We start from the raw sequence: 23643 nt of genomic DNA, 5'->3' as shown, positions 1-23643 counted from the left end.
GCGTTGGTTATTAGAATTTCTAATTTCTCTTGTCAAAAGGCACTTCGGAACCTTAGCCTGCTGCCATATAAATTCATTGCATTTTGATGAAGAATTAACTGCCGTATTAGTAAATAAGGAAAATAATTTGTTTGAAATTTGGTTGTTTTTAAATAAATTTCTCATAGTTTTTATACTCCTTTTTAAATAATATATACAATACAGGGCAAGTGTTAAGCCCTATAAATGTCAATGATAATACAAGCATATTGGATAAAGCTTCATTAGTAAAAAATGATAATACAAAGTACAAAACTGCTGCAGACATTGTTTTAATTTTCAATTTTAATCTTTTCTTACTGTCTACCAGCGGTCTTTCTTCCGTATCAGCAGGAGCAAATAATGCAAACAGGATTAAAGAAATCACAGCCAGTAAAATTTTTATCAAGGGATTAAAGGACAATTCAGACAAATAAACTATACCGAAAATATTTATAAAAGTAATAACCAGGCAAGACCAGAACGTATCCGCATGAAATCCGTATGCAAATCTTTTTAATATTGCTATTAGCAAAAAAGCCATACAAGTTTCTGCAAAAATATCAAGAACAATAGAAACTACAAGTAATATTAAAAGCTTGGAAATATTAAAGTAATATATTTGAATTCCATATCTCAATATTTCTTCGTCATCACCGGTAATTGTGCATTTATATTTCTTTATATAGCCCACAATTTTGTTTTCTAAATATAACTCCATTAAATACCCCTCCGATTAGTCTTGTGCTTAATGCTTTATTAAATGATACCATATTTTAAAATAACCATAGCAAAATTGTCATGAACCCCCCTATTTTTTTGCATGAAACCCTTTCATGTAGAATTTTAGGGGGGTTTCATGCAGTATTTGTGACAGGCAAAAGTTTGTTTAGTATAATGTAATTAGTAATAAAGAATGAAGATATTTGTAAAAGTAATAACCGAATGTATCTGCGTAAAACCAGTGTGTAAATCTTTTCGGTACAGACGTAAGTAAAACGTATGCATATTTTAGTTAAAATATCAAAAGCAATTGAGATACAAACAATATTAAAACAAGAGAAATAAAAGAACAGCTAGAAAATGAATTAATCAATTTTCAAAAATTCAGACACATTATTTTGGTAACTGGGGTTATGAGTAATTGATAGCTATTTTCTGTAACATTAATATGCTGGATTATAAAAGCTTTGCTTACAGTGTAACTACTAGTTGCAACCTGTAGTTGCATAAATTCCATCTTAAAACGGTAGAATGCAACTACTGAAAGGAATATAATTATTAATAATAAAGAAAATTGAGGAGTGAAATGAATGACCTTTGGGAAAAAATTGCAAAAACTTAGAAAGAATCAGAGAATGTCACAAGAAGAACTTGCTTCAAAAATTACTGTATCTCGACAAGCCGTATCAAAATGGGAATTAGACGAAACTATGCCTGATGTAGATAACATAATACAACTTAGTAAAATATTTGGGATTTCCATTGATTATTTATTAGATGATGAAATAAATATTGTTGAGGAAATCCCAATTGTTAAAGAAACTACAAAAAAGCTAAAAAAGAAATATTATAATTTTGGAAGTATATTACTTGTTATCTCAATTATATTAGCTATTATTATAGGAAATTTATTGAATTTGCAAGCTACAGTAATATTAGGAATAATATGCTTTGGTATACTTGTTGTAATTGTATTGCTCATAAATTTTTTAAAAAAGTGATAAAAGTAAGGGGGCGATTCCATTGATTAATAAAATATTTACTCAAATTAAATAAAATTATAGTCTAAGGAGGAAAAACAATGAACAAACGTATTTTAGGTTTTTTTATGGCTGTAACTATCTTAATTTGCTCTTTTGTGCCAGCATATGCTGCTGAGACAAACAATGACGCTTTAAAAATGGATGTAATAGGAACTGTAAATTTCAAAGATTTAGAAAATAATCCAAATCAAACATATATAGGTATAGATAAAAATGGCGATGAATATACCGTTACAATTGAAAAAGTAGACACTCTAAATCGTGCATCAGCAAACAGTTGGAAGGTATCGTTTACGGGTGTAATAATAAACTGTTATTTTTATATGACTGTAACTGACAATAAGTGTACTTCTGTATATGATAAATGGATTATGGTTATAGGTGGTACATATGATAATGCTGCTCTAAGCAGAGGTTCAAGTTACGGAAAACTGGAATTTGATGTAACCACAGCTGGTATTTTTCAAACTACTTGTTGGTTAAAAGGGACAGTTACTGGTTCCAATAATGAAATAGACGTATCTTTTCAGATGTAAACTTTAAAATAATAGCATGTTAACGCGTATAATATAAGTAAACGTTAAATACAACTAAACAAAATAATGAGTCCAACAGGGCAATGTCAATTAAAATGAAAGATTAAGAACAGAGTATGTTAAGAATGCATACCCTGTTCTTTTTTATGCAATTTAGCAATAGGGACGGTTCTTTCCGGACAATTTTCCAAATACATATACTGTTTTATTTAAGCAATAATGTTTGAACTTTTCTTATAAAGCTTTCCTAAAATTCCCAAAAATGAATTTTTTTTATAATTAAACCGTCTAAAAAAAGAGCATATTAGAGAAGCTCCAGAGGTGTCCAAAAAGAACCGTCACCACTGGACAAGAACAGACATGGGCAGACATGGGGACGTTCCAGGTGTCTTGGGCTTTTATGGAAATTACAGATTGATTCTGTAATAATTATAGGAGAATATCGGTATTAGTCAATTAAGCAAGATTTTTTGGAATGATAAATGTAATTGTTGAAAATGTTCTAAAAAAGACGAGCGAAACGTCCCCCCTCGTCCTAATTGTAGCCAATTCATATTCAAAAATAGTTGAGGAGTCCGCAATATACAGAGAAGGAGAATCATCCAACGGTACATTCAGAGGAAATGGTCTATATTTAATTAAACAAATCGAAAAAAATAACCCTAATATCACAATAGACACTACCATTACAGAAGAACTGTTTATTCAGGAAGCTAATATAAACAACTTAAGCGAAAAAGAGAAGACATATGACATGTGATATGTCTTCTCTTTTTTATTTTTATTCAATTATATCTCCAAGCATATTTCGTAACTCATGTATGTGAGAAGTAATTACATCTATTCGCTGAGAAGCAAAGTTGTCACTTGAAATCATATCTTTATGAACCTTATCAATTTTAGAAATTAAAACCACCTGCATACATAGAATAATCGCAAGCATAACTCCCATAATTATTGTTGCTTTTTTACTCATTTTTTCATTCGTCCTTTCTTTGTTTTTTATAAAATAGCTTTTCAATAAAAGGTTTTTTCATCGGTTCTTCTGGGGACGGAGCTTGCTGCTCATCCTGATACGCCCCCGGTCCTAATATGAGCAAAGGGGTCTCGTTCTCCGCAGAGAACGACCAAAGGGGGTAGCAATGCCTGCCTATCCCTATATATAAACGATTATATCATTAGAGGATATTTTTTACAATAATTAATAATGCTTGACAGCTCCGAAAGGTAAATTAAATCTTCCTTTGCAGATTGTTTTAATTCTTAAATTAAAATATCAATTTTTAAATTACCAACAGAAGTATGCTGAAATTATTAATTTACCCCATATCAAATAGTTGAATTTTCCCATTTTAATTTCTTATTAAGTCTGAAATTTTGCGCGTGCTTAGAAAGGTAAATATTTCTAATACTGATGTTGATGAAAATGAAATAATGAGCTTTACCGAAATTATTAAATAAGAGGTGCTTATGATTAAAGCAATAATAATAACTGTTATCTTAAATCTAATATTAACAATAAGCTTTCCTAGCATAGTTATAGCATCATATGCCTCTCAGCAGAATTCTGAAATAACTTACAAAGAAGCGATGAATCAAATTAGCATATTATCATACAGACCTGTTGAAGAAGTAATTATTGAAGATAAGCTTGAAAAGAAGATGTATAACTATTTATTTGAAAATGAGAATGTGCAATTCAATTATATAAAGATGGAATCGGAGAAGAACCATGAAGAAAATGAAGAAGTGAAAGCAACATGGCTTGGCATATTAAAGGTGGATTATGGAAATAAACTTATAGTGGATATGTATGCCACTGCAGTTGCCGAACAAAATCTGCTTAATAAGTATGAATTTAAATTAGTAAGCTGGGGTTGTGATAAAGATGGTAATAATATCAACGGTTATTACGACAATGTATATACTTCTGGGATTGTAGAATTCATAAACAAAAAATCTTATGAACATTATTATTTTTATCATGATTTGTCATTTTCCTTTTAAAGTAGGCTTTTACATGGAAAACAAATATATATATCAAAGCAGGCTACTCAAAGTAAGACCAGGATGTTGACACTAGCTAGTAGCTGCATTATTGGCAATAAAAAAGAGTTATAAAATAGAGGGTAAACAAATGTATATAGTTGGAGCTGTGCCCAATAGTGCCGGTTCTTTAGAAGTCCAATAGAAGTCCAATAGGGACGGTTCTTTCAGTCCAATAGGTACGGTTCTTTCTGGACAATTTTCCAAATACATATACTGTTTTATTTAAGTAATGTTGTCCAAGCTTTCTTTATAAAACTTTTCTAAAATCCCATAAAATTGAACCTTTTTGACTTTTTTCATAAATTGGGTAATATAAAAGGCAATACGGAAGATATATCCACAAATGCCGTAAAGTCTTATACACATACTATGGAAAAGACCAAAAAAGATCTTTTGGGGAATGTGCAGTTCGGGTTAAGGTGCAAGGTTGACTGGAATGTATCTGATGGCAAAATAACATATTTGGCTTCAACAACAACAAGATTATATAATTCCGATTATACTTATTATGGGTCTCTTGGAGGAAAGGAAACTCTTACTGATAATGATACCAGAGGTGTTGTATTCAAATACCAGAGTTTTGGTCTTAAGGAAGACGGATATGCCAGTGCAACGGTATATTTAGCTGGAAATTACTACACTGATGGAACTTGTGCATGGAATGGAGAAATTGATTGATGAACAAAAGGTAAATTCTGGGGACGGACCTTATTTTAAGGTCCGTCCCCAGAATTATGGCAAGTTCCTATGTGAAAGTTGTCAGTAACCCTGTCCCTTTGACACCCCTTTGACACCTACGTCCCTTTGACACCTACAAAAAAAGTGAGAAATCACAAATTAAAAATCTCACTTTGAATTATATAAAAGTCTTAACTAAATGACATTGGCCGTGAATAGTAACAAAGTTTAAGTTTTACAATTGATTAATTGCAGGAATAAAAAATAAACCTTCATTAAAATAAAAAATCCTATTGTGAAATAGGAGGAAGTAAAAAAATGGTAGCAAGGTAAAACCTTGCACCGACTAACTCGGAGTATTCCGAGAGACTATTAAATAATTAGGAGGTAAATTATAGGGTGGGTTAATTGAGCTAAGTACTTGACTTATCCTTAATGCTTGTCAACCTCTTAACAACTGCATATATTAAATTGTATTTTGTTTATATAATCAAAAGACTGAAAATACGAACCTTAAAAGACATGGGAAAGACATGGGGACGTTTCATGTGTCTTGTATATATTTCATGTCAGTATTCTTTTCCTCGGATATAGTATGTTTTGGGATAACGTATTTCTTGAATACATCAAGATAGTTATTCAAAGCTTTTTCTTTACGTCATTTTCGTATATGTTGATTTATGTACTTAGATCAACAATTATGAGCTGTTTATGCTTTTTATAAATTCGGAAATTGTAATATTTAAGTATATTTCAAAAAGGCGAAATTATGGCAGTTGACTCTTTTTTCCAGAAGTACTTGTTAATCATCATTATATCGATTATGCTTATTTTTGCAGGTGTTTATAAAAATAAGAAATTTTATTTTCAAAAATAATGCTATTTACTTACATATCCGCCACAAATATATGAAAGGAAGATAGATACAAATAATGAAGAAGAAGGTATTAATAATATGCTTAGGTTTGCTTTGCTTTGTCATAGTAATTACTATAGCCCTGTTCTTTATCCCTATAACAAAGAATATAGACACACAACTCACTGGCAAAATAGTAAGTTTTTATGATTCTTTTGAAGATAATAATATTGATATAATTTTATCGGGAGAGTTTAAAAGCTATATATTTGGTCAGAGTTCTTTCTCAGGTAACATTCAAATCAACAATGCAGATGCATCACTTAGTAGCGGTGGTTATGTAGATATTCTTTTTAATAATAATATTGGGCTTCTTGAGTACTTGACTTTTAGTAATGGGGAAATAACTGGGCAATACTTGGGTCGTATATGTACAAAAGATTTTAATTCGCTTCTTATTTTGCTTTATGATGAAAACTCAATATATAATTCTAGATACACTGCATTTATTTGTGCACCAGCTACATCTATAGAGGAAGCAATAACTATTGCCAATAAGTTAAGCCAAGACAATTGGATGAATGATATTAAATGGGAAAAGTAAAGATGTTACCAGTTAATTTAAATATTAGCGTACCGTTTAATCAATACTCTACAAATATTAAAAACTTGAACTCAAAGTTTGGAACAGCATGTAAAGCATTCGCCTGTGCGGCTATTTACTCTTATTATACTCAAAAGCTAATAAGTCCATATTGGTTTCCAATTGAATCTAATGGATCATATAATCTGGACATTAAAACACCAATAGGACAAATAACTAAAAATGCATATAAATGTTTTGAATTTGTCAAAGTATCGACAACAGCTTTATCCGACATAAAATCAACATTAGAAGCAGGTAAACCTATATTAATATGCTGTTCATTAAGCGGTGAAACACATTGGGTAGCAGCCTATGGCTACAAAAATAACTGTGCAAGCAAATCAGATATTTTGGTCGTAGATTCAGTAAATCTTAATAAAAATGTAGAATATGGTACTGCTAAGTATCAAGATGGGGCAACGGATTTGGATTTATCCGAATCAATGAGGATAAATTTAGGAAGCGGTTCCACTTATGCAATACAAAGTGCATGGACAATCAATATAAGGAACAACTAAGTAAAATAAATATCTATTTTATACATCACATCAAGGATTAAATAGCGGTTGAAAATAATAAAATTACAAAAAGCTATGACTATAATTTTAAAGGTATAGTTTTTTGTAATTTTAATAATTTTTTTAGGAGATATGTGTTTTTACAGATAATAATTATTTGTAAATTAATATTTCATATTTCTAAATATAGTGCTAAAATTACCTTATAATTTGTAAGGAGGATGCCATGAAACGATCTAAAATTATTTATGCATTGATTATATTACTTATATCGGCTTTGACAGCTTGCAGTATTAACAATAAAATTAAAGATACTGACAATAATATTGCTGATAATAATGTTGCAGAAGATGACAATACAAACAAAGAGGTTATTACAGATAATGATGATTCTGACGAAAATTCGGAAGGTCCATTTGAGCCTATTGTAATTAACACGGATATTCCCCCAACCTACAGTGTAGTTGAGGATTCAGTGAGAAAATTGGCAGGCAATTCTTATACTTTTTATAGTTTGTGGCCCACTTTGAAATTATCGTCCAATGACGAAATATACCATGCAAATGCCTATTTTATTTCTATTCCTGAATATTTAGAGTTTAATATAGATACTTCGTTTTCAATTATTCCTTGGGGTGATTCCTATAATTTTCCCGAGCTGCCCCCATCTTCCTTTGTAGAATTAGCATTGAAAGCAGGGAAGCTCGGTACCTATGATGCGGAAAATATTATACGAAGTAATGGGAATATTGTATACAAAATATCTGATACGGAATATTTATTTTTAGAAGAGGAAATTTATCCTGATGCTGATTTGGGTTTTTGTGCCGTCTTGGTATTGAGTTTTACTACCATTCCTACTTCCGAAGATTTGGATGTTATGTGTAACAGTTATTTAGCTTCCATTTCAGGAGACAGTTATTTATGGAGAGTGGATTTAGATCGTAATTCTTTATATTATGCTATATATAGTGGGTTAACAGGTTATTATCCAAAAAACTATATTGCAATCTATTGTCCCAGATATCCTTTAGATTCCTGGGATGAATTTAAAATGACTATTACAGATTCTACAGACAATATTTTTGATGATCTAATTACATTAACTGATTTTCCGAAGGTAGATTTCGAGGAATATATTTCAGAAAATGAATATGTACCATATACCTTAAATGAGCGCCGTGTTTATGGAGAAGATGAATATCCACAAATATATAATTACAGGATATATCAGATTGCTGAAAACAGATACCTTCACTTTTACTTTTCTCATTCAAGAGGTGTTGGGGATATGTATAGTCAAGGATATTTAAATAATAAATAAAGACAAGGATTCCAATAATAGGCAAAGGCAAGGAAGGCAGGGGAAGGGATGTCAAGGGGACAGGGTTGTTGACACTACGCCTTTTGAATTACTCCTCTGTTTACCCCTGCTAATCTTCAGATTTGGTTTACAGATAAATTGTGATTTGTTTTTTATATGTTTGTGTTATCCTTTCCTTTCTGACAGAAGAATGGAATGTATGTATTTATACATAAATACTGCATAATTATTACCGAAGATTTATGATTTTAATAAATGGGGTAATTCCAATGAAATTTTAATTATTGAAAAAAGTTTTTTGAAAGCTTTGTCAATATGTTAAACTGAACTTCGGGTTTTTTCAAGAAATAATTTTTGAGAAAATGTATAAAATTATATAAATTTATACATTATTATCTTTTCCGCACATATTTCTGTTAATGAAACATATTGTACCATTATAGGAATGACGCGGGGACGGGGTTGTTGACATCAAAGCAAAGTATAGGTTATACAAGCACAAGTAAGAAGCTATATGATACGGCTTCTTACTTGTGCGCTCAGATTATTTTTGATTTATATATATATTTATATGATTTATTAAGCTTGCCCGTTTATACTTACTGTAATCTGGCGGCTGTATCCCATATCCGAGAATTTGAAAAAGCGTCAAATGTCCGCAGTAAGGAAAGTATTATGTCAGAGCTTATAACTTCAAGGACGGATCAACGAATTTTTACTTACTCATAATAAAATTTAAGCTGAAATAAGTCTCCGGCGCATTCTCTTCGGAAAATAGAAATTGAGATGACCTGTCTTTGTAGCCATAATATTCTGTATCACATGTAAAGGTAATGCCGGCCTCTTTAAAATGAAAATCTTTAAAAGTCCTGCTTTTAATTTGCTCTTCTATTTTATTTGGAATTTTTGAATACAGCTTCATTTCGTCCTGTGCTCCGACAAAAGCAAGGGAAGCGAGAAGCATTTGCGTATCATAAGGACTTAGCACCCCTTCGCTGTTTTTAATTTCAATCGAAAATGAAACCCCCGTAACATATCCGTTTTCTGTTGTAAAATGATATTCGGGCTTTTCTGCATGACCGATTTCAACGTATACAATACCGTCAGAGTAATTTTTCGCCCATTTTCCGTTTTCGTCCAAGTATTCATTGCTATAATCAATATCAAAATATTTCATATAATAATTATAGTTCTCGGCAAATTCCGCTATTGTCAGATCACCTCGGTTGGGAGGCAGCTGCTTTGCGAAGACTATCGTGACAAAAACAGCCAGCATAGCTGCATGGGCTCCGATATAAAATATACTCCGATACCACTTTGTATCCTTGATGGTATAAGATATGGATTCATCCCATGGCTGAACTTCTTTCTCACTGCACAGCTTGTAGCTGTTCCAGAGACGGACAAGATTGTAGATTGGAATATAGTATCCCATTCCGGCGCCTATAAGTCCCCATGTTCGATCCAACCCTTCTTTATAGGAAAGAAGACTGCCATCAGGATTTTCTATCCGTAGCCCTAGGAGTGCCTTTCCCGGCGTAGTTCCAAACAAATGCAGCTAAAGCGGTTCCAAAATCAGCATCACAATAATAACCACAAAAGAATCAAGAATATTTCCCAGATTGCTTCTGGACGTTAAATTCACATGAAAGGTAAATGCAAGAAAAGCAGACCAAAGCAGACGGTATATAGAAAAGTCTAACATTCTGGCAAAATGATATTGCTCAATTTGAAGAAAAAGACACACTGTGGGGACGGACCTTGGAGTGGGTTTTTGCTGTGTTCATTAAACACTTGATGTTAATAACATTGTAACACATAAAATTATGGATACAAATATAAAGGAAAGTGTAGACAATGCTTTTATTACATATATTTCTGGCATTTTTAGCAGATTTGGTTTATATTATTAGTAAGATTTCATGAACTAAAAAGGTGTAGGTAATGATTAAAAATTATTTAGAGTTAAATAAATGTGAGGAAGAGAGATTCCTCCAATTTATAAATAGAAATAAGATAAATAAAATATCTTTTCATGACATGGACAAACAATTAAAATCTGAAGAATTTGATTTTGGTAATGGAGTTATTGTAAAGGTCAAAACTCATTCCGGAGACGGACCTCGGAATGAGTTTTTTACTGAATGTATGATATACCTATGCCTTGAGGAAATGTAAATACATCCAAAGGGTCATGCTTATCCTTTATTTTCTTTAATATATCTGTATGCTTTCCATAATATTCCTCCTTATAACAGTCCAGGCATTTATAGGGGAAATTCACATAAGAGCCATCAGTCATGCATTCAAGCTGAGGGAATTAATTTTTTATCCAGTCTCTGTTGACTTCGGCATATTGCTGCTCTTCCCATGTTGTTTCCAGCCATATGATATATTGGGCATTACGATAAAAAAATGCCGTAGCATCTGTTTCGACTTCCGATACTCTGCCTCCCAGTGCATACATTGATATTCCTGTAAATACAGAACCAGGCGGGCGCTTTGCGATTAATCCTGCAAGCTTTGTAAAGTTATCCCATGTTAAGTCCCTTAAAACAAATCGGCTTGCAGATTGAAATTTTTCATATGGAGGATATGAGCTGCCGATGATAGTAACAGCCTCAAGAAACGTAACATATTCTATATTGAATTTTGCTTTGTTCAGGCGAAGAAAATCGTCGATGATCTCCAGTGCCTCTTCCGGCATGCCCGAAATTATATACCTGATTGTTGGTTACACCGCTTTCAACATGCAAACAGTTTGAATTTTCATCAATATACATGCTGTTCTATGTGATATTGGTTCCTTTATCCTTTATATTGAAACGTTTTTTAGCTGTTTCCAAATCCATATTGTTGTCAACAAATTCGCTTTGCCTGGATGTTAAGCTTCCTATGTTTTCCGCACCGGATCTTACGATAGAAAGCTCCCTGGCAATCTCTGCCTTCATTTGATTCAAGGATTTTTTTGCTTCGGGGGATGCCGTTGTTTTGCTTTTTAAATTATCAGACATTTTATTTTCCTTTCTTAATTAAAATATTTATTTTATTATTGTCTGATTAAGCAAAATTAATCGAAAAATATGAATATTAGAAGATTACTTTTAGATGGCAGCAGCATATCCTTATATCAATAAATCCCTGTGTCACCATTGAGCCCGGAAGATTATTTCCTTTGCTTTGCAGCATGCTTTAATATCATTTATGGTTTGTTTAAACAATTCCATAAATTTCTCATCTGTATTAATTACAATTTCTTTTATTTCTGATTTCATTGACAGAGCATTTTCAGACTTATACTTTCTTGTATTTGCAATAATCTCCTTAAGTTTTTCTCCGAAAAGGATAATATCATTATCAAGAGATTCTTCAGTTTCCCAATACAAGTTGTGTATAGAAATACTGTTCTCATTTTGTCTGAAAAATTCCTGATAAATATATTCGGTTATGTGAGGAACATAAACGGCATACAGTTTTAATGTATTGAGCATGCAATAATACAGGGCATATTGTGCTGAATGCCGTTCTTTATATCCATGTAATTCAGGCTGGTATAAACGTTCTTTAACAATTTCAAGATAATAGTCATATAAATCCATGCAGAAAATCATAGTTTTTCTGCATGGTAATACCTACCTCCTAAAAATTTTAAGAACACAAAATCACAGCTTTGTTCACCAAATTATTTGCTCGCTGTCGCTCACATAAAACTCCGCCCTAAGCTTTTACATTTGCTTAGGGCGGATTGTATGCGTCCGTGGTACCACCTAAATTCAGATGTGAATCTGCACTCTGCCAGTACGGGATAAAATGCGCTATCCGATACTGTTTTCCTTTTAACGGTGGAAATTTCCGTTGAAGTCTACTAAGATTTGGACAATTTCAAAATACATATACTGTTGTATTTAAGTAATGTTGTCCAAGCTTTCCTTATAAAACTTTCCAAAGGCTCCATAAAATTGAACTTTTTTATGATTTAAATCGTCTATATAAATAGCAGAGTGAACGTCTCATGCTAAATAAACAGAAAGCGATAGTAGCGATATTAAGAAAGAGATAATTTTGTTTACTTCAATTTTTATTTTTAATATGTTAAGTTATTGAAAACAAATTGGCTATTGCAATTTATAAATCCTACAAACAATTAAATTCAAGGAGGAATTGTATGATTCAAAAAGGAGAAGGTAATAGATTGAAATTTAGCATGAAAAAAATATTTACTCTATGCGCTGTCTTGCTTGCGCTTGCATCAAGCGGTTGTGCTGTGAACGAAGAAGCAAATTCTCATGAACTTGCAGAAAAATTTGTATCAGAATTGTATACTGTAAACAAAAAAGAAATTGAAAGTTATAACAATTTATTAAAAGCAAATGCGGAGGATGCTTTAAAAGAGGCTATTGAAGACATATACAAGGATATTAGGATTTTGATGTCAGACGAAGCGTATGAGAAGTTCACTGCAAACAGGACAGGGGTTAGGTTTGCTGAATTCTGCTCTGAAAATAACTGTTACATAGAAATTAAAGAAACGATTCTTTCCGAGAGATCAACTAATGAAAACAATAATGAAAAAGGATATAATTTTGAAGTCAAATTAAATATTGTATCATCTAAGGATGGAGCAGAAGAGGAAGATGTTGCGGAAGGAATAATTCAACTTACAAAAGAAAATGAAGAATGGAAAGTTTCAGGATATAGAGATATCAAATTGCCTGAAGCAATAACAAAAGAATAATGGCATGAGGGTGAGAGGAGGACTGTATGCAGAAATATAAAAAATTTATCGGTACTATAGTATTTGCAATATTTACGCTGCTGTTTGCTTTTTCATTTGAGTTCATAGGCTATGGAAATTCTGCAGAACCGCCGTCGATATTAATTATAGTTCCGAATGCAACCGATGAGATGAGTATAAAATTGAATTTAGAGGATGGCGAACATGAAGCAAGAGTAACGGATAAGGTTATAGAAAAATATTATGCTTTTTATTCAAGTGCTATGTTTAAAAATACAAATGTTTATAGCTTTATTGTCAGTACGGGAGAGGACAGTTTTGAAGTCGAATTGGATAAGCCAATTAAAAACTATAACAATGTTTATACACTGGATTTGAAATCTCACACTTTGACAGAAGGGAAACTGTTGTCCAGATCTGTCATGCTTGTTTCGATGCGGATAGTCTTGACACTTGTCATTGAAGCAGCTGTATTTTGGAGTTTTGGATTCAGGGATAAAAAATCATGGAAAGTTTTTTTAATCATAAATTTTGTAACGCAAGGAGCGTTGAATATCTGGATAAACAGCTTTACGCCAATTACAAGCTATGTTATTTTCACTCTGATATTTGGCGAGTTTTTTGTGTTTATTGCCGAACTTTTTGCATTTTCGCTATTCTGCCGGGAACATGGACGTTTAAGAAAGATACTGTATGTTTCAGTCGCAAATTTTGCAAGTCTGATTTTGGGTGGATACATAATAACAGTGCTGCCTATTTAGACAGAATAATTTTCAATTAACTGCTCAGATTGAATAAAATAAATACTAAGAAAGAATTATATTGTGAATAATGGTTTGATCGATCTTGCAGGTCTGAAATAAAGTTGAAACGGAGGAATGGTATGAAAAAAATAGGTGGTATATTATTAGTGATAGTAGTTACATCCATCTTAACTGGCTGTAGTGCTCCTTTAATGGAAACTGATGCTAAGGAAAATATGTTTATTAAATCAGTTGCTTTATCCGAAGATGAAAGAATCAAAACCCCGATTGTTGGTTTCCTGCCCAAAATATATGAATATTCTGTAGATGAAAGTATCAAAGCTATGATGATTGAAGTAATAGATTATACAGATACATATAATCCAATAGTTGTTAACAGTTATGCTTATAAATTGTATAAAGAATCAACAAAAGGAAGAATTTATATAATTTATTATCCTGATGAAAATGAGTTGAATATTGAAATTAATTCAAAAAAAAGAAAAGATAAAAATTCAAGTGTTCTGTATGTCTATGATAAGAATGATTCATATGCAATGTCTTTCAACAATGAATCAGTTATTAGGAAAGAAGAGGCAATACCCTTGATTGCAATACTATATGCGGATTCTTTTTCGGAGGTAGATAGGTTTTTAAATAATCCCAAAAAATACAGAGGATATTATAGTACTGCATATCAAATTAAAATAACTTTTTTTGATAAGGATTTAAATAGCAATTAAGGGACGCACCTTTAAATAAAATAAAACAGAAGAGCAATTTTTATCAAATAAATAGTAGCAGGTTGCCATGAAAACAAAAAAATTATATTTATTATTAATTATAGTCTTTATACTACTATCATTATTTTTATTTAATAAAGATGTGATTTTTCAGGAGGGTAATCCCATATCGGTATTAAAAGGCATAATTCAGCTTAATGGTACAAGTACATTTGTAAGGATAAAAGACAATCCGATAACTTATGTAACAAAAACAGGTAATAGTGAAGAATTGTTTAATTATATTGAAAAAGAGTATAATGTTGTGTTTAAAGAACAGATGGGTTCCGGGCATACATTTGAAGGTTCAGAAAAAAGTGTGATTCTGACATCCAAACTGTATACCAGGTTCTATCAAATATGGGAGTACTCTGAGCTTAATATTATAAGTCTGAAGTTTTCTGCCATCATGGTTGAGGCTCTCAAAGAAGGACTTCCAAATGAAAATCTGATATATGAAAAAAGCATATCATTGGAGAATTTATTTGACCAAGAAGAAGTTGTAATTGATTTGTATTTTGAAAAATCACAGGAAGAATCAGTTGAACCTAATACAGTATATGCTTTTTTACAATATAATAATAAAGTGTATGAATTAGGTACTGTAAGTAATTATGGATTGGAAGACTTAAAGGTGGAGGCTGTTGACAGAACCTTTGACGGTAAAAATGAAATTGAAATAGTAGGAGAACTGGGAGCCACCTATATTGAAATGAAATTAATCGGGTATAATGAAGAAACAAAGGAGTTAGTAAATCTTCTGACCATGGGGACTCCCGAATACATTGACTTAGATCATGATGGCACAGATGAGCTAATAGGTGTGTCAGCAGGTATTGTCCCCGGATATGTGAATATATACAGATGGAACGGAAAGCATTTTGAAATGGCGGAATATCAAAGGTGACGAAAAGTTTGTATTCAGGTTTAGAAATAAAAACGATACATTGTATATTGTTACCGGAAATTACTATGAAAATAATAAAATGATATTCAGATATTTCATATATAAGAGCGGAAAGATTTTTGAGCAATAAGATTAATTCTTAAAAGAAACGGTAAGTTTCTTGAGTAATTTAAAAAATAAATCTGTAATTGATAATTTGATTTGTTAATTGATTCAGGGCATGTAATGCAGAATCTATATCTAAGCTGCGGAGCCGTAGGCTGCGGAACCTGTGCAATAGCTGCATTTGATCAGAAAGCTGCTGATGATTTTCTCAAGCTTGACGGAAAAGATGAGTTTGTAATATATGCAGCACCTGTCGGCGTTGTGTAATGCTAAGAAAGCTCTTTTAAAATTAAAGATATATATCTTTAACAAATTATAGTATTGAAGGACAGATGAAATTGAAAAAGAAAAATATAAAAAACACTGGCATTTGATAAGGTGGGCATTAGTAATAGATATTCGGCACACGCTGAATATCTGGACATAAGAGATGTTTATTCCGTTGTGAGAGAGTTTTTCGCATATTATAAGTATCTGAATTTAAATGTGTTTGATGACTTATATGGATGAATATGGTATAATAAAAAACAAAATCTAAGGAGGCAGGTCGTCTAATAATGAAAGCCATACAAAACTTTGAAGATTTCCTGGAAAATTTATATTGTGCAGGCATGAGCCTAGGCGGTGAGAACAGCGAAGGAATATTTGCCCTATGTGATTATTTTAAAGACAATGTGCTTTGGCATACCGGAGAACCAGACACCGATCCGTGGGAATGGAGAATGAGAGTTCTGAATGAAAGGAACGACATTGCCTATGGTAAGCTGTTTTTCAAGAAGAGCGGATATATAACGCAGGAATGGTATCCTTATTTTTACGCCGTAAGGCGCGGAAGCAATGAATTGCAGGAAGAGTATGAAGAAGGCAAAATAAGCCATCATGCGAAAAAAATCTATGAATTGCTGTGTGAGTACAAAGAGCTGCCTATTCATCTGATTAAAAGATACGGAGGATTTTCCAAGGAAGATAAGACAAAGTTCGATAATAATGTCATAGAACTGCAGATGAAATTCTATATTTCCATGTGCGGAAGAGCAAGAAAAAAATCTAAGTCGGGAGAAGAATTTGGATGGTCATCAACTGTATTTTGTCTTGCGGAGGATTTTTTTGACGAAGAAGTCATAAGCGCTGCTGATGGAATAAGCTATGAAGAAGCCTACGAAAAAATCGAAAAGAAAATATATGAGCTGAATCCGAAAGCTGATCCGAAAAAGGTAAAAAAATTTATTTTGGGATAGAGCAGAAGCATACGTCAGGAACTGTGTTTTACGGTTCCTGACGCTATTTTTTAAGTGCTTTCAAATTTTATTAAACCGGTATTGAAGAGCCTTTTGAATCTTCTTCAATAACTTTTTTTGTTTCGTCAGTTTGATATATTTCTACAATACGTTTGTGAGTTTCATTATCCTTGTCCTTTGTGCTAACAGCAATTACATTTATATATAGGTTTTCTCCCGGTTTGGATTCTTCCAGAACTATAGCATCCTGTGAAGGAATAAATCCTGCATCGGTGGCCACCCCGGAATTAATTGCTGCCAGTGGAACTTCTTCCAAAGAAGCGGGTATGTTTGTTGCCGCAAATTCTACAATGTTGAAGTTACATCATTGCTCCAGGTTCAGCAACAATTGTTTCTTAGTAATCAAGACCTATTTCCACAAACTGAATGTCATCTCCGAAAATTCTGTAGTCAACTTGATGCGCTCTCTCCATATTATCCCTCCTTGATACACATATAATTATGTATTTAATGTATGTTTGGATAGCAAAATTATTAGTAACATGCAACTGTTGCTATAAATTTTCTTGTGCAGAAATTAGTGCTGATTTGCAAATGATTGAATTTTATCAAAAATAGGACACAGTTTTGCCACAAATTATAAGTATATTTGAATACAAATCTTAATGAGGAGAATAAATTTAATGAAGAAAAAGAATATAAGAAGATTATTGCAAATTTTTTTCTTTGCACTTATTGGCTTGATTGCTATTAACAAAACTTTGGCAGAGTCGGGAATGGCAAGCATTCCATTTTTGTCAGAAGCCTCCCTTCATTCTCTTTGTCCATTTGGGGGAGTAGTAACACTTTATAATTTGTTTACATTGGGGGCGCTTATAAAGAAAATTCATATGTCATCTGTAATACTTATGGGAATAATTTTTGTTTTAGCAATACTTTTTGGACCAGTGTTCTGCGGATGGGTTTGCCCTCTAGGTTCTGTACAAGAATGGATTGGTAACATTGGTAGAAAAATATTTAAGAAAAGATACAATACTTTTGTTCCCCAGGAAATTCATAAAATACTTAGATATTTTAGATACGGTGTTTTAGCATGGGTTGTTTACATTACATCAATATCAGGTTACTTAATATTTGACAGTGTAGATCCATACCATGCGCTATTTACATTTTGGTCAGAAGAAACAGCAGTAACTGCAATTTTGGTGCTTGTTGTAACGCTTGTTATGTCCTTGTTTGTGGAAAGACCTTGGTGCAAGTATGCCTGCCCATATGGAGCTTTGCTTGGAATATTCAATAAGTTTAGAATTTTTAAGATAAGAAGAAACAAAACAACCTGCATTTCATGTAAGAAATGTGACAGTGCATGTCCTATGAATTTGAAAATTTCTGACAAGGAAGTTGTAGATGATTTGCAGTGTATAAGCTGCTATGAATGCACTTCAGAAAGAAGCTGCCCAGTAAGCAATACAGTGAATCTTATGACAAATGCATCAACAGCAGAAAAGGAGGCCAACAGTGAAAATTAGTATGAATAAAATAGCGCTTATAATAATTGTTGTAATATTTGGAGGAATTGCAGCTACTATTTTTGCAGGTGTATGGTCTTCAGAGTCTGAAAAAGTTCCTGCGGTTTACAAAGAAGGGGATTTTCAGGGACAGTACAATCCAGAGGACATAAGAGGTTCATATTATTTTGATGAGGTAGCTGAACTGTTTGAAATTGACAGAGATGTTCTCTATAAAGCATTCGGCCTTGAAAATTTAAGTGACCGTAATATTAAATCAAAAGACCTTGAGTCATTGTACATTAATATGGAAAATGAAATAGGAAACGGTTCAGTACAGCTATTTGTTGCTCTTTACAAAAATCTCCCAATTAGTTTTGAAGATACCTATTTGCCAGAGGCGGCTATTAATATTATACTTGAACACAATGAAAATCTAACAGAAGAAGTTAAAGAATATCTGCGTGAACACTCTGCTAAAATACCAGTTTTAAATGAGGATGACTTAGATGTAACTTTGGAGAGCCAAGAAGATGAAGAACAGGAAGAAGAAATTCTTGTATCTGGCAAAACTACTATTAAAGACATTCAGGATGCAGGAATAACAGATGAAAAGATAAAAGAAATTCTTGGAACTGATATTCCACCATCAAACACAAATATCAGAGATTATTGTCTTGAAAAAGGATTGTCATTTTCAGAAATTAAGGAAAAAATAAATGATCTTGTTCCATAATACATTAAAATAAAATTTATAATAATATTATACAATAAAAAACACATGTACAGGTGTTTTTTATTGTATGATTGAATATGAAAGATATACAAAGAAGAACACGGATATGTTGCAGCAATGCAGGTGGAAATAATAGACATGGCTACAATAGCAGGTGAAAATGAGCTTTTGGATTATTTAAAAGAAGAAGAACTTGCAAATATCCAAGAGTATATGGAGAAAATAAATAAATAATTATATATTAAAACACTGAGGATGGTTTGTAAAAATCTTACACCAACAGATTTTAAAAATATGCAAACATTGGTTTTAATGATTAATAAAGGATACTATTTAATTGAAGAGTAGTATCCTTTATGTTTTTGGGTATAATAATTAGTAATAAATTTATGAGGGAGAGCTAAATATGACTGAATTAAAAAAAACAGCAAATCATTTGATAGATGAAAAAAGCCCTTATCTGCTTCAGCATGCCCACAACCCCGTTGATTGGTATCCATGGGGTGATGAAGCTTTTGAAAAGGCAAAGTCAGAAGATAAGCCCGTTTTTCTTTCCATCGGTTATTCGACTTGTCATTGGTGCCATGTAATGGAGGGTGAATCTTTTGAGGATGAGGAAGTAGCTGAAATTATAAACAAACATTTTGTTCCTATAAAAGTAGACAGGGAGGAGCGTCCGGATATTGATTCTGTTTATATGAATGTGGCTCATAGAATTACCGGAAGCGGAGGATGGCCTCTTACAATAATAATGACACCGCAGCAGAAACCTTTTTTTGCCGGTACATATATTCCGAAAAAAAGCAAGTATGGAATGACAGGACTTATTGAATTGCTTGAAATCGTTGCTGACAGATGGCAACATCAAAAAGATAGGCTGGTGGAGTCAAGCAATGTAATAACCCAAGAGATAAAAAAAATTGAAAATGAAAGTACTTCCGAATTTGTTCTGTCAAAGAAAAATATCAGTGATGCTGCAAACATACTTGAGAGAAATTTTGATGAGGAGTACGGAGGGTTTTCGAAAAGCCCTAAATTTCCTCAACCGAGCTATTTATTATTCCTTTTAAGTTATTATGCACTTGAAGGTGATAATGATGTGCTGTTTATGGTTGAGAAAACTCTTGAAAGCATGTTTGTGGGAGGAATGTTCGATCATGTTGGAAACGGATTTTCAAGATACTCAACAGATAACAGGTGGCTTGTTCCTCACTTTGAAAAAATGCTTTACGACAATGCGCTTCTTGTTACTGCATATTCATACGGCTATGCTGCAACAGGTATAAAACTTTACAAGAGCATAACAGATAAGGTTTTAAAATATGTGCTTAAAGAAATGACTCATGAAAAGGGAGGTTTTTATTCCGCGCAGGATGCTGATAGCGAAGGAGAGGAAGGTAAGTATTATGTTTTTACTCCGGATGAAATAATAAATGTTCTCGGCAGAGAGGATGGAACGTATTTTAATGAGTATTATGGGATTACCCATAATGGGAATTTTGAAGGAAAAAACATACCTAATTTGCTTCAAAGAGAAGACTTTTATGATGTTGATGAAAAAATTGAAGAACTTAATAAAAAGGTTTATGAATACAGAAAGACTAGAACTGTTCTTCACAAGGACGATAAAATTCTTGCTTCATGGAATGGTATGATGATTGCTGCATTTGCTGTTGCTCACAGAGTGTTTGGAGATGAAGACTATATTGATGCAGCTAAAAAGGCAATGAAGTTTGTTGATGAAGAATTAACAAATAATAAGGGATATTTGTGTGCACGATATAAAGACGGCTCCGTTCTTGAAAATGCAACTCTTGAAGATTATGCAATGATTCAGTGGGCTTTAATTGAACTCTATGAATCATCTTTTGAAATAGTATATTTGAAAAAGGCGTTGGACATAAATAAAAAAATGACTGAGTTGTTTTGGGATGAAGAAAATGGAGGCTTTTTTCTTGGAAGCAAGTATGGTGAAAAGCTTATTTATAATCCAAAGGACACTTATGACGGTGCTGTTCCTTCTGGGAATTCAGTTGCGGCATACAATTTGGTAAGGTTATCCAGAATAACAGGAGATAAAAATATAGAGGAGTTGACAAAAAAGCAAATTGATTTTTTATCAGGAAGCATTGTTAAGTATCCTGCAGGCTATACATTTGCACTAATGGCTGCAATGTATGAACTATATCCTTCGGTTGAGGTTGTATGTATAGCAAAAGATGTGGAAGATTTACAAAATACCATTAAAAAATTAAGCGGTCTATCTATGGTGAATACTACTGTGGTTGCATTTGCTTCCCAGGAGTCAGAGAATGTATCAAAGCATATTGGCTATATAAAAAACTATTCAATGAAAAATAACAAAACAACATTTTACATATGCAAGAACAAGAATTGTTCTCTTCCAATTACGGATTTTGATGAAGTAAAAAAAGAGCTTAAAACCAAATAACATCTAAAACTCCCACCAGGGAGTTTTATTATGGAAATATAAAAAGAAATATAACTTTTATTCATACATAACGAGTCAATGATGAAATTATTTAATTTTACATATTATTATTGCTATGATAAACTTTTCTAATGGTATTTAAAGAAATAATGACATTTCCATATGAAAGGAATAGTAGCATATGCTTGTTGATTTGCATGTTCATGAATGCACATTTTCCAAAGACAGTAAAAACAGCTTAGAAGAAATTGTTGAAAGTGCCAAAAGAAAAGGCTTAGATGGCGTCTGTATAACTGATCACGACAGTATGGGGCTTAAGGAAACAGCTGAAAAATATTCTAAGGAAGTTAATTTTCCTATTTTTGTAGGTGTTGAAGTTCTTACAAACCAAGGAGATATTTTAGCATTTGGAATTGACAGAATTCCTGACAAAAAGCTTGATGCACAGCAGTTCATTGATTATGTAAAAGAACTCAACGGTGTTTGCTTCAGTGCTCATCCTTTCAGAAACAACAACAGAGGTTTAGAGGAAAATTTATTGTCTGTTAATGGTTTGGACGGCATTGAGGTGCTAAATGGCAATACAGATTTGCAGGCTAATAAAAAGGCATTGGAGTATTGTAAAATTTTAGGGTTGCAAGCAATAGGTGCAAGTGATTCCCACAGTGAAAAAACACTTGGTAAATATGCAACCAAGCTGCCTAAATGGGCAAATAATCTGGGGGAATTCATTGATGTTTTAAAGCTAGGGCAATGTAAGCCGGCAGTTCTTGAACACAGCGGCTATAGAATTTTAGAGCAATTTTAGTGTTAACTTAGGAGTTGTATTATTATAATTTAACATAACAATTTATGGAGGAAAAAAATGAAAAAAATATTGTCTATTTTACTTTCTGTATTGATGATTTTTTCTTTAATAGGATGTTCTTCAACAGATAACAATGAAGAAATTGAAAAACCAGCAGAAAATAATGAGAGCGAAGCTGTTTCAGCTGACGAAGAAACGTGGAAAGCACATTACGATGAATCAATGAAAGATATAACACTAAATTTGTACGGAGTAACTGACGCTATTATTCCTGTTCTTGATGCATTTACTGCTGACACAGGAATAAAGGTTGAAAATCTTACAATGAAAAACGGCGAAATTCTGCAAAGAATTCAAAACGAAAAAGATTCAGGAGTAGTTGTTGCTGATATCTGGTTTACTGGAGGAGCTGATGCATTTATTAGTGCAGCAGAAAATGGTCTTCTTGAATCATATGTATCAGAAGAATCTAAAAATATTGCTGATGGAATGAAAGATGCTGACGGATATTGGTACGGTACATCTCTTACAGTTGTTAACTGGGTTGTTAACACAGAAATAATAGAAGAGCTTGGATTAGAGATTCCTTCAAAGTGGGACGACCTGCTTCATCCAGAGCTGAATGGATTGGTTTCAATGTCTGATCCTGCATCTTCGGGAACAGCTTACAACACTGTTAGTGCAATTCTTCAAACAAGAGGAGAAGAGGAAGGCTGGAACTATCTTGACAAATTAATAGCTCAGGTACCATTTTTTACAGCAAGAGGAAGCGATCCTGGTAAAAATGTTATTGCAGGTGAAGCAGCTGTAGGAATAAATGCAGGCACTGGCGATAAGAGTTTGGAAGAAAATAACCCTCAGGTTAAAGTAATTTATCCAGAAGACGGTACAGGATGGTGGCCACAGCCTGTTGCAATACTATCAGGATGTAAAAATCCGGAAGCTGCAAAAGTGTTCATAGATTGGCTGTTGTCAACAAAGGGACTTGAAGAAGTAGGTAAGGCCCAGAATGCTTTGCTGGTACGTGATGATGTATCTGCTCCAGAAGGAATTTTAAGCCTTAAAGAAATTGAACTGTTCCCTACAGATTTCAAAGCCAACGCATCTGAACGTGATGAGATTCTTTCAAAGTGGAACGAAAGAGTTAACAAATAGAACTAGATTAATATAATAAACAAGCTGTGCATAGAATTTAAGATTCTTTTTCACAGCTTGTTTATTATTAAAGGAGCAGTGAT

The 23643-nt window shown here is 32.7% G+C and carries 27 protein-coding genes and 1 pseudogene; 20 read left to right on the top strand and 8 right to left on the bottom strand.

Translation table 11 applies throughout. From position 1 onward, the window contains the following. Positions 1-148: 148 nt before the first annotated feature. Positions 149-739 carry an accessory gene regulator B family protein gene (locus tag ACS3UD_RS06680; protein ID WP_308137221.1) on the bottom strand — a complete coding sequence of 197 codons (591 nt, stop codon included), beginning with the start codon at positions 737-739 and terminating at the stop codon, positions 149-151. Between the two features lie 592 nt (positions 740-1331). On the opposite strand from ACS3UD_RS06680, the gene ACS3UD_RS06675 reads away from it, so the two are divergent. The 3 genes from ACS3UD_RS06675 (at position 1332) to ACS3UD_RS06665 (ending at position 3080) form a co-directional block, all read left to right on the top strand. Continuing rightward, on the top strand, positions 1332-1742 hold the full coding sequence (locus ACS3UD_RS06675) for a helix-turn-helix domain-containing protein (RefSeq protein WP_308137222.1): 411 nt from the start codon (positions 1332-1334) through the stop codon (positions 1740-1742). Positions 1743-1822: 80 nt separating this feature from the next. Further along, positions 1823-2320, top strand: a complete 498-nt coding sequence (locus ACS3UD_RS06670; protein ID WP_308137224.1) for a DUF5626 family protein — start codon at positions 1823-1825, stop codon at positions 2318-2320. A 475-nt stretch (positions 2321-2795) separates the two neighbouring features. Next, entirely contained in the window at positions 2796-3080 is a 285-nt protein-coding gene (locus tag ACS3UD_RS06665) for a hypothetical protein (RefSeq protein WP_308137225.1), read from the top strand. A gap of 21 nt (positions 3081-3101) precedes the next feature. Here the strand turns inward: ACS3UD_RS06665 and ACS3UD_RS06660 are convergent, their stop codons facing one another. Then, positions 3102-3296, bottom strand: a complete 195-nt coding sequence (locus ACS3UD_RS06660; protein WP_308137226.1) for a hypothetical protein — start codon at positions 3294-3296, stop codon at positions 3102-3104. A 494-nt stretch (positions 3297-3790) separates the two neighbouring features. Between ACS3UD_RS06660 and ACS3UD_RS06655 the strand changes: the two genes are divergently transcribed. From ACS3UD_RS06655 to ACS3UD_RS06635, 5 genes are all read left to right on the top strand, one after another. Beyond that, positions 3791-4327 (top strand): hypothetical protein, encoded by a 537-nt coding sequence (locus ACS3UD_RS06655; RefSeq protein ID WP_308137227.1) that lies wholly within the window; start codon positions 3791-3793, stop codon positions 4325-4327. A gap of 345 nt (positions 4328-4672) precedes the next feature. Then, positions 4673-5047, top strand: coding sequence for a hypothetical protein (locus tag ACS3UD_RS06650; protein ID WP_440977746.1), 375 nt, complete (start codon positions 4673-4675; stop codon positions 5045-5047). A 932-nt stretch (positions 5048-5979) separates the two neighbouring features. Further along, the gene (locus ACS3UD_RS06645; protein WP_308137229.1) at positions 5980-6507 is read left to right on the top strand and encodes a hypothetical protein; all 528 of its coding nucleotides are present in this window, start codon (positions 5980-5982) and stop codon (positions 6505-6507) included. Further along, on the top strand, positions 6495-7067 hold the full coding sequence (locus ACS3UD_RS06640; protein WP_308137230.1) for a hypothetical protein: 573 nt from the start codon (positions 6495-6497) through the stop codon (positions 7065-7067). Before ACS3UD_RS06645 ends, ACS3UD_RS06640 begins: the two co-directional genes overlap by 13 nt. A 226-nt stretch (positions 7068-7293) precedes the next feature. Continuing rightward, the gene (locus ACS3UD_RS06635) at positions 7294-8391 is read left to right on the top strand and encodes a hypothetical protein (protein ID WP_308137231.1); all 1098 of its coding nucleotides are present in this window, start codon (positions 7294-7296) and stop codon (positions 8389-8391) included. Between the two features lie 715 nt (positions 8392-9106). Here the strand turns inward: ACS3UD_RS06635 and ACS3UD_RS06630 are convergent. Next, positions 9107-9943: a hypothetical protein gene (locus ACS3UD_RS06630; protein ID WP_308137232.1), complete on the bottom strand. Its 837-nt coding sequence runs from the start codon at positions 9941-9943 to the stop codon at positions 9107-9109. A gap of 392 nt (positions 9944-10335) precedes the next feature. Here ACS3UD_RS06630 and ACS3UD_RS06625 point away from each other — a divergent pair, with 392 nt between their 5' ends. Continuing rightward, positions 10336-10569 carry a hypothetical protein gene (locus ACS3UD_RS06625; RefSeq protein WP_308137233.1) on the top strand — a complete coding sequence of 78 codons (234 nt, stop codon included), beginning with the start codon at positions 10336-10338 and terminating at the stop codon, positions 10567-10569. Here the strand turns inward: ACS3UD_RS06625 and ACS3UD_RS06620 are convergent. The 4 genes from ACS3UD_RS06620 to ACS3UD_RS06605 form a co-directional block, all read right to left on the bottom strand. Next, complete coding sequence (locus tag ACS3UD_RS06620; RefSeq protein WP_374049879.1) at positions 10529-10693, bottom strand: BBE domain-containing protein; 165 nt, start codon at positions 10691-10693, stop codon at positions 10529-10531. The two genes, ACS3UD_RS06625 and ACS3UD_RS06620, sit on opposite strands and share 41 nt — an antisense overlap. A gap of 18 nt (positions 10694-10711) precedes the next feature. Further along, positions 10712-11098 carry a hypothetical protein gene (locus tag ACS3UD_RS06615; protein ID WP_308137234.1) on the bottom strand — a complete coding sequence of 129 codons (387 nt, stop codon included), beginning with the start codon at positions 11096-11098 and terminating at the stop codon, positions 10712-10714. 82 nt (positions 11099-11180) lie between these two features. Then, positions 11181-11405 carry a small, acid-soluble spore protein, alpha/beta type gene (locus tag ACS3UD_RS06610; protein ID WP_308137235.1) on the bottom strand — a complete coding sequence of 75 codons (225 nt, stop codon included), beginning with the start codon at positions 11403-11405 and terminating at the stop codon, positions 11181-11183. A 132-nt stretch (positions 11406-11537) separates the two neighbouring features. Next, a complete protein-coding gene (locus ACS3UD_RS06605) occupies positions 11538-12002 on the bottom strand; it encodes a class I tRNA ligase family protein (protein WP_308137236.1) in 465 nt (154 codons plus the stop codon). Between the two features lie 554 nt (positions 12003-12556). On the opposite strand from ACS3UD_RS06605, the gene ACS3UD_RS06600 reads away from it, so the two are divergent. The 6 genes and pseudogenes from ACS3UD_RS06600 (at position 12557) to ACS3UD_RS06575 (ending at position 16901) form a co-directional block, all read left to right on the top strand. Continuing rightward, the gene (locus tag ACS3UD_RS06600; protein ID WP_308137237.1) at positions 12557-13126 is read left to right on the top strand and encodes a hypothetical protein; all 570 of its coding nucleotides are present in this window, start codon (positions 12557-12559) and stop codon (positions 13124-13126) included. 26 nt (positions 13127-13152) lie between these two features. After that, a complete protein-coding gene (locus tag ACS3UD_RS06595) occupies positions 13153-13887 on the top strand; it encodes a hypothetical protein (protein ID WP_308137238.1) in 735 nt (244 codons plus the stop codon). 122 nt (positions 13888-14009) lie between these two features. Continuing rightward, positions 14010-14612 (top strand): hypothetical protein, encoded by a 603-nt coding sequence (locus ACS3UD_RS06590; protein WP_308137239.1) that lies wholly within the window; start codon positions 14010-14012, stop codon positions 14610-14612. Positions 14613-14679: 67 nt separating this feature from the next. Further along, positions 14680-15558 carry a hypothetical protein gene (locus tag ACS3UD_RS06585; RefSeq protein WP_308137240.1) on the top strand — a complete coding sequence of 293 codons (879 nt, stop codon included), beginning with the start codon at positions 14680-14682 and terminating at the stop codon, positions 15556-15558. Between the two features lie 201 nt (positions 15559-15759). Continuing rightward, positions 15760-15930: pseudogene (locus tag ACS3UD_RS06580) on the top strand (nitroreductase family protein); the annotation flags it as partial. Positions 15931-16220: 290 nt separating this feature from the next. Beyond that, entirely contained in the window at positions 16221-16901 is a 681-nt protein-coding gene (locus tag ACS3UD_RS06575) for an AlkZ-related protein (RefSeq protein ID WP_308137241.1), read from the top strand. A gap of 70 nt (positions 16902-16971) precedes the next feature. Here ACS3UD_RS06575 and ACS3UD_RS06570 read toward each other — a convergent pair whose 3' ends face one another. Next, on the bottom strand, positions 16972-17253 hold the full coding sequence (locus ACS3UD_RS06570; protein ID WP_308140108.1) for a MetQ/NlpA family ABC transporter substrate-binding protein: 282 nt from the start codon (positions 17251-17253) through the stop codon (positions 16972-16974). A 331-nt stretch (positions 17254-17584) separates the two neighbouring features. Here ACS3UD_RS06570 and ACS3UD_RS06565 point away from each other — a divergent pair, with 331 nt between their 5' ends. The 5 genes from ACS3UD_RS06565 to ACS3UD_RS06545 all read left to right on the top strand — a co-directional run bounded on the left by ACS3UD_RS06565 (position 17585) and on the right by ACS3UD_RS06545 (position 23560). Next, positions 17585-18430 carry a 4Fe-4S binding protein gene (locus ACS3UD_RS06565; protein WP_308137242.1) on the top strand — a complete coding sequence of 282 codons (846 nt, stop codon included), beginning with the start codon at positions 17585-17587 and terminating at the stop codon, positions 18428-18430. Continuing rightward, on the top strand, positions 18420-19145 hold the full coding sequence (locus tag ACS3UD_RS06560; protein ID WP_308137243.1) for a hypothetical protein: 726 nt from the start codon (positions 18420-18422) through the stop codon (positions 19143-19145). The genes ACS3UD_RS06565 and ACS3UD_RS06560 overlap by 11 nt, the downstream gene beginning before the upstream one ends. 406 nt (positions 19146-19551) lie before the next feature. Continuing rightward, complete coding sequence (locus ACS3UD_RS06555; protein ID WP_308137244.1) at positions 19552-21597, top strand: thioredoxin domain-containing protein; 2046 nt, start codon at positions 19552-19554, stop codon at positions 21595-21597. 181 nt (positions 21598-21778) lie between these two features. Next, positions 21779-22405, top strand: coding sequence for a PHP domain-containing protein (locus ACS3UD_RS06550; protein WP_308137245.1), 627 nt, complete (start codon positions 21779-21781; stop codon positions 22403-22405). Positions 22406-22462: 57 nt separating this feature from the next. Continuing rightward, on the top strand, positions 22463-23560 hold the full coding sequence (locus tag ACS3UD_RS06545) for an ABC transporter substrate-binding protein (protein ID WP_308137246.1): 1098 nt from the start codon (positions 22463-22465) through the stop codon (positions 23558-23560). The last annotated feature ends 83 nt before the right edge of the window (positions 23561-23643 follow it).

The sequence above is a fragment of the Sedimentibacter sp. LTW-03 genome, from assembly GCF_052059825.1.
Lineage (GTDB): Bacteria > Bacillota > Clostridia > Tissierellales > Sedimentibacteraceae > Sedimentibacter.
Note: the sequence above shows the minus strand (reverse complement) of the source record. Positions and strands in the feature narration are given on the sequence as shown.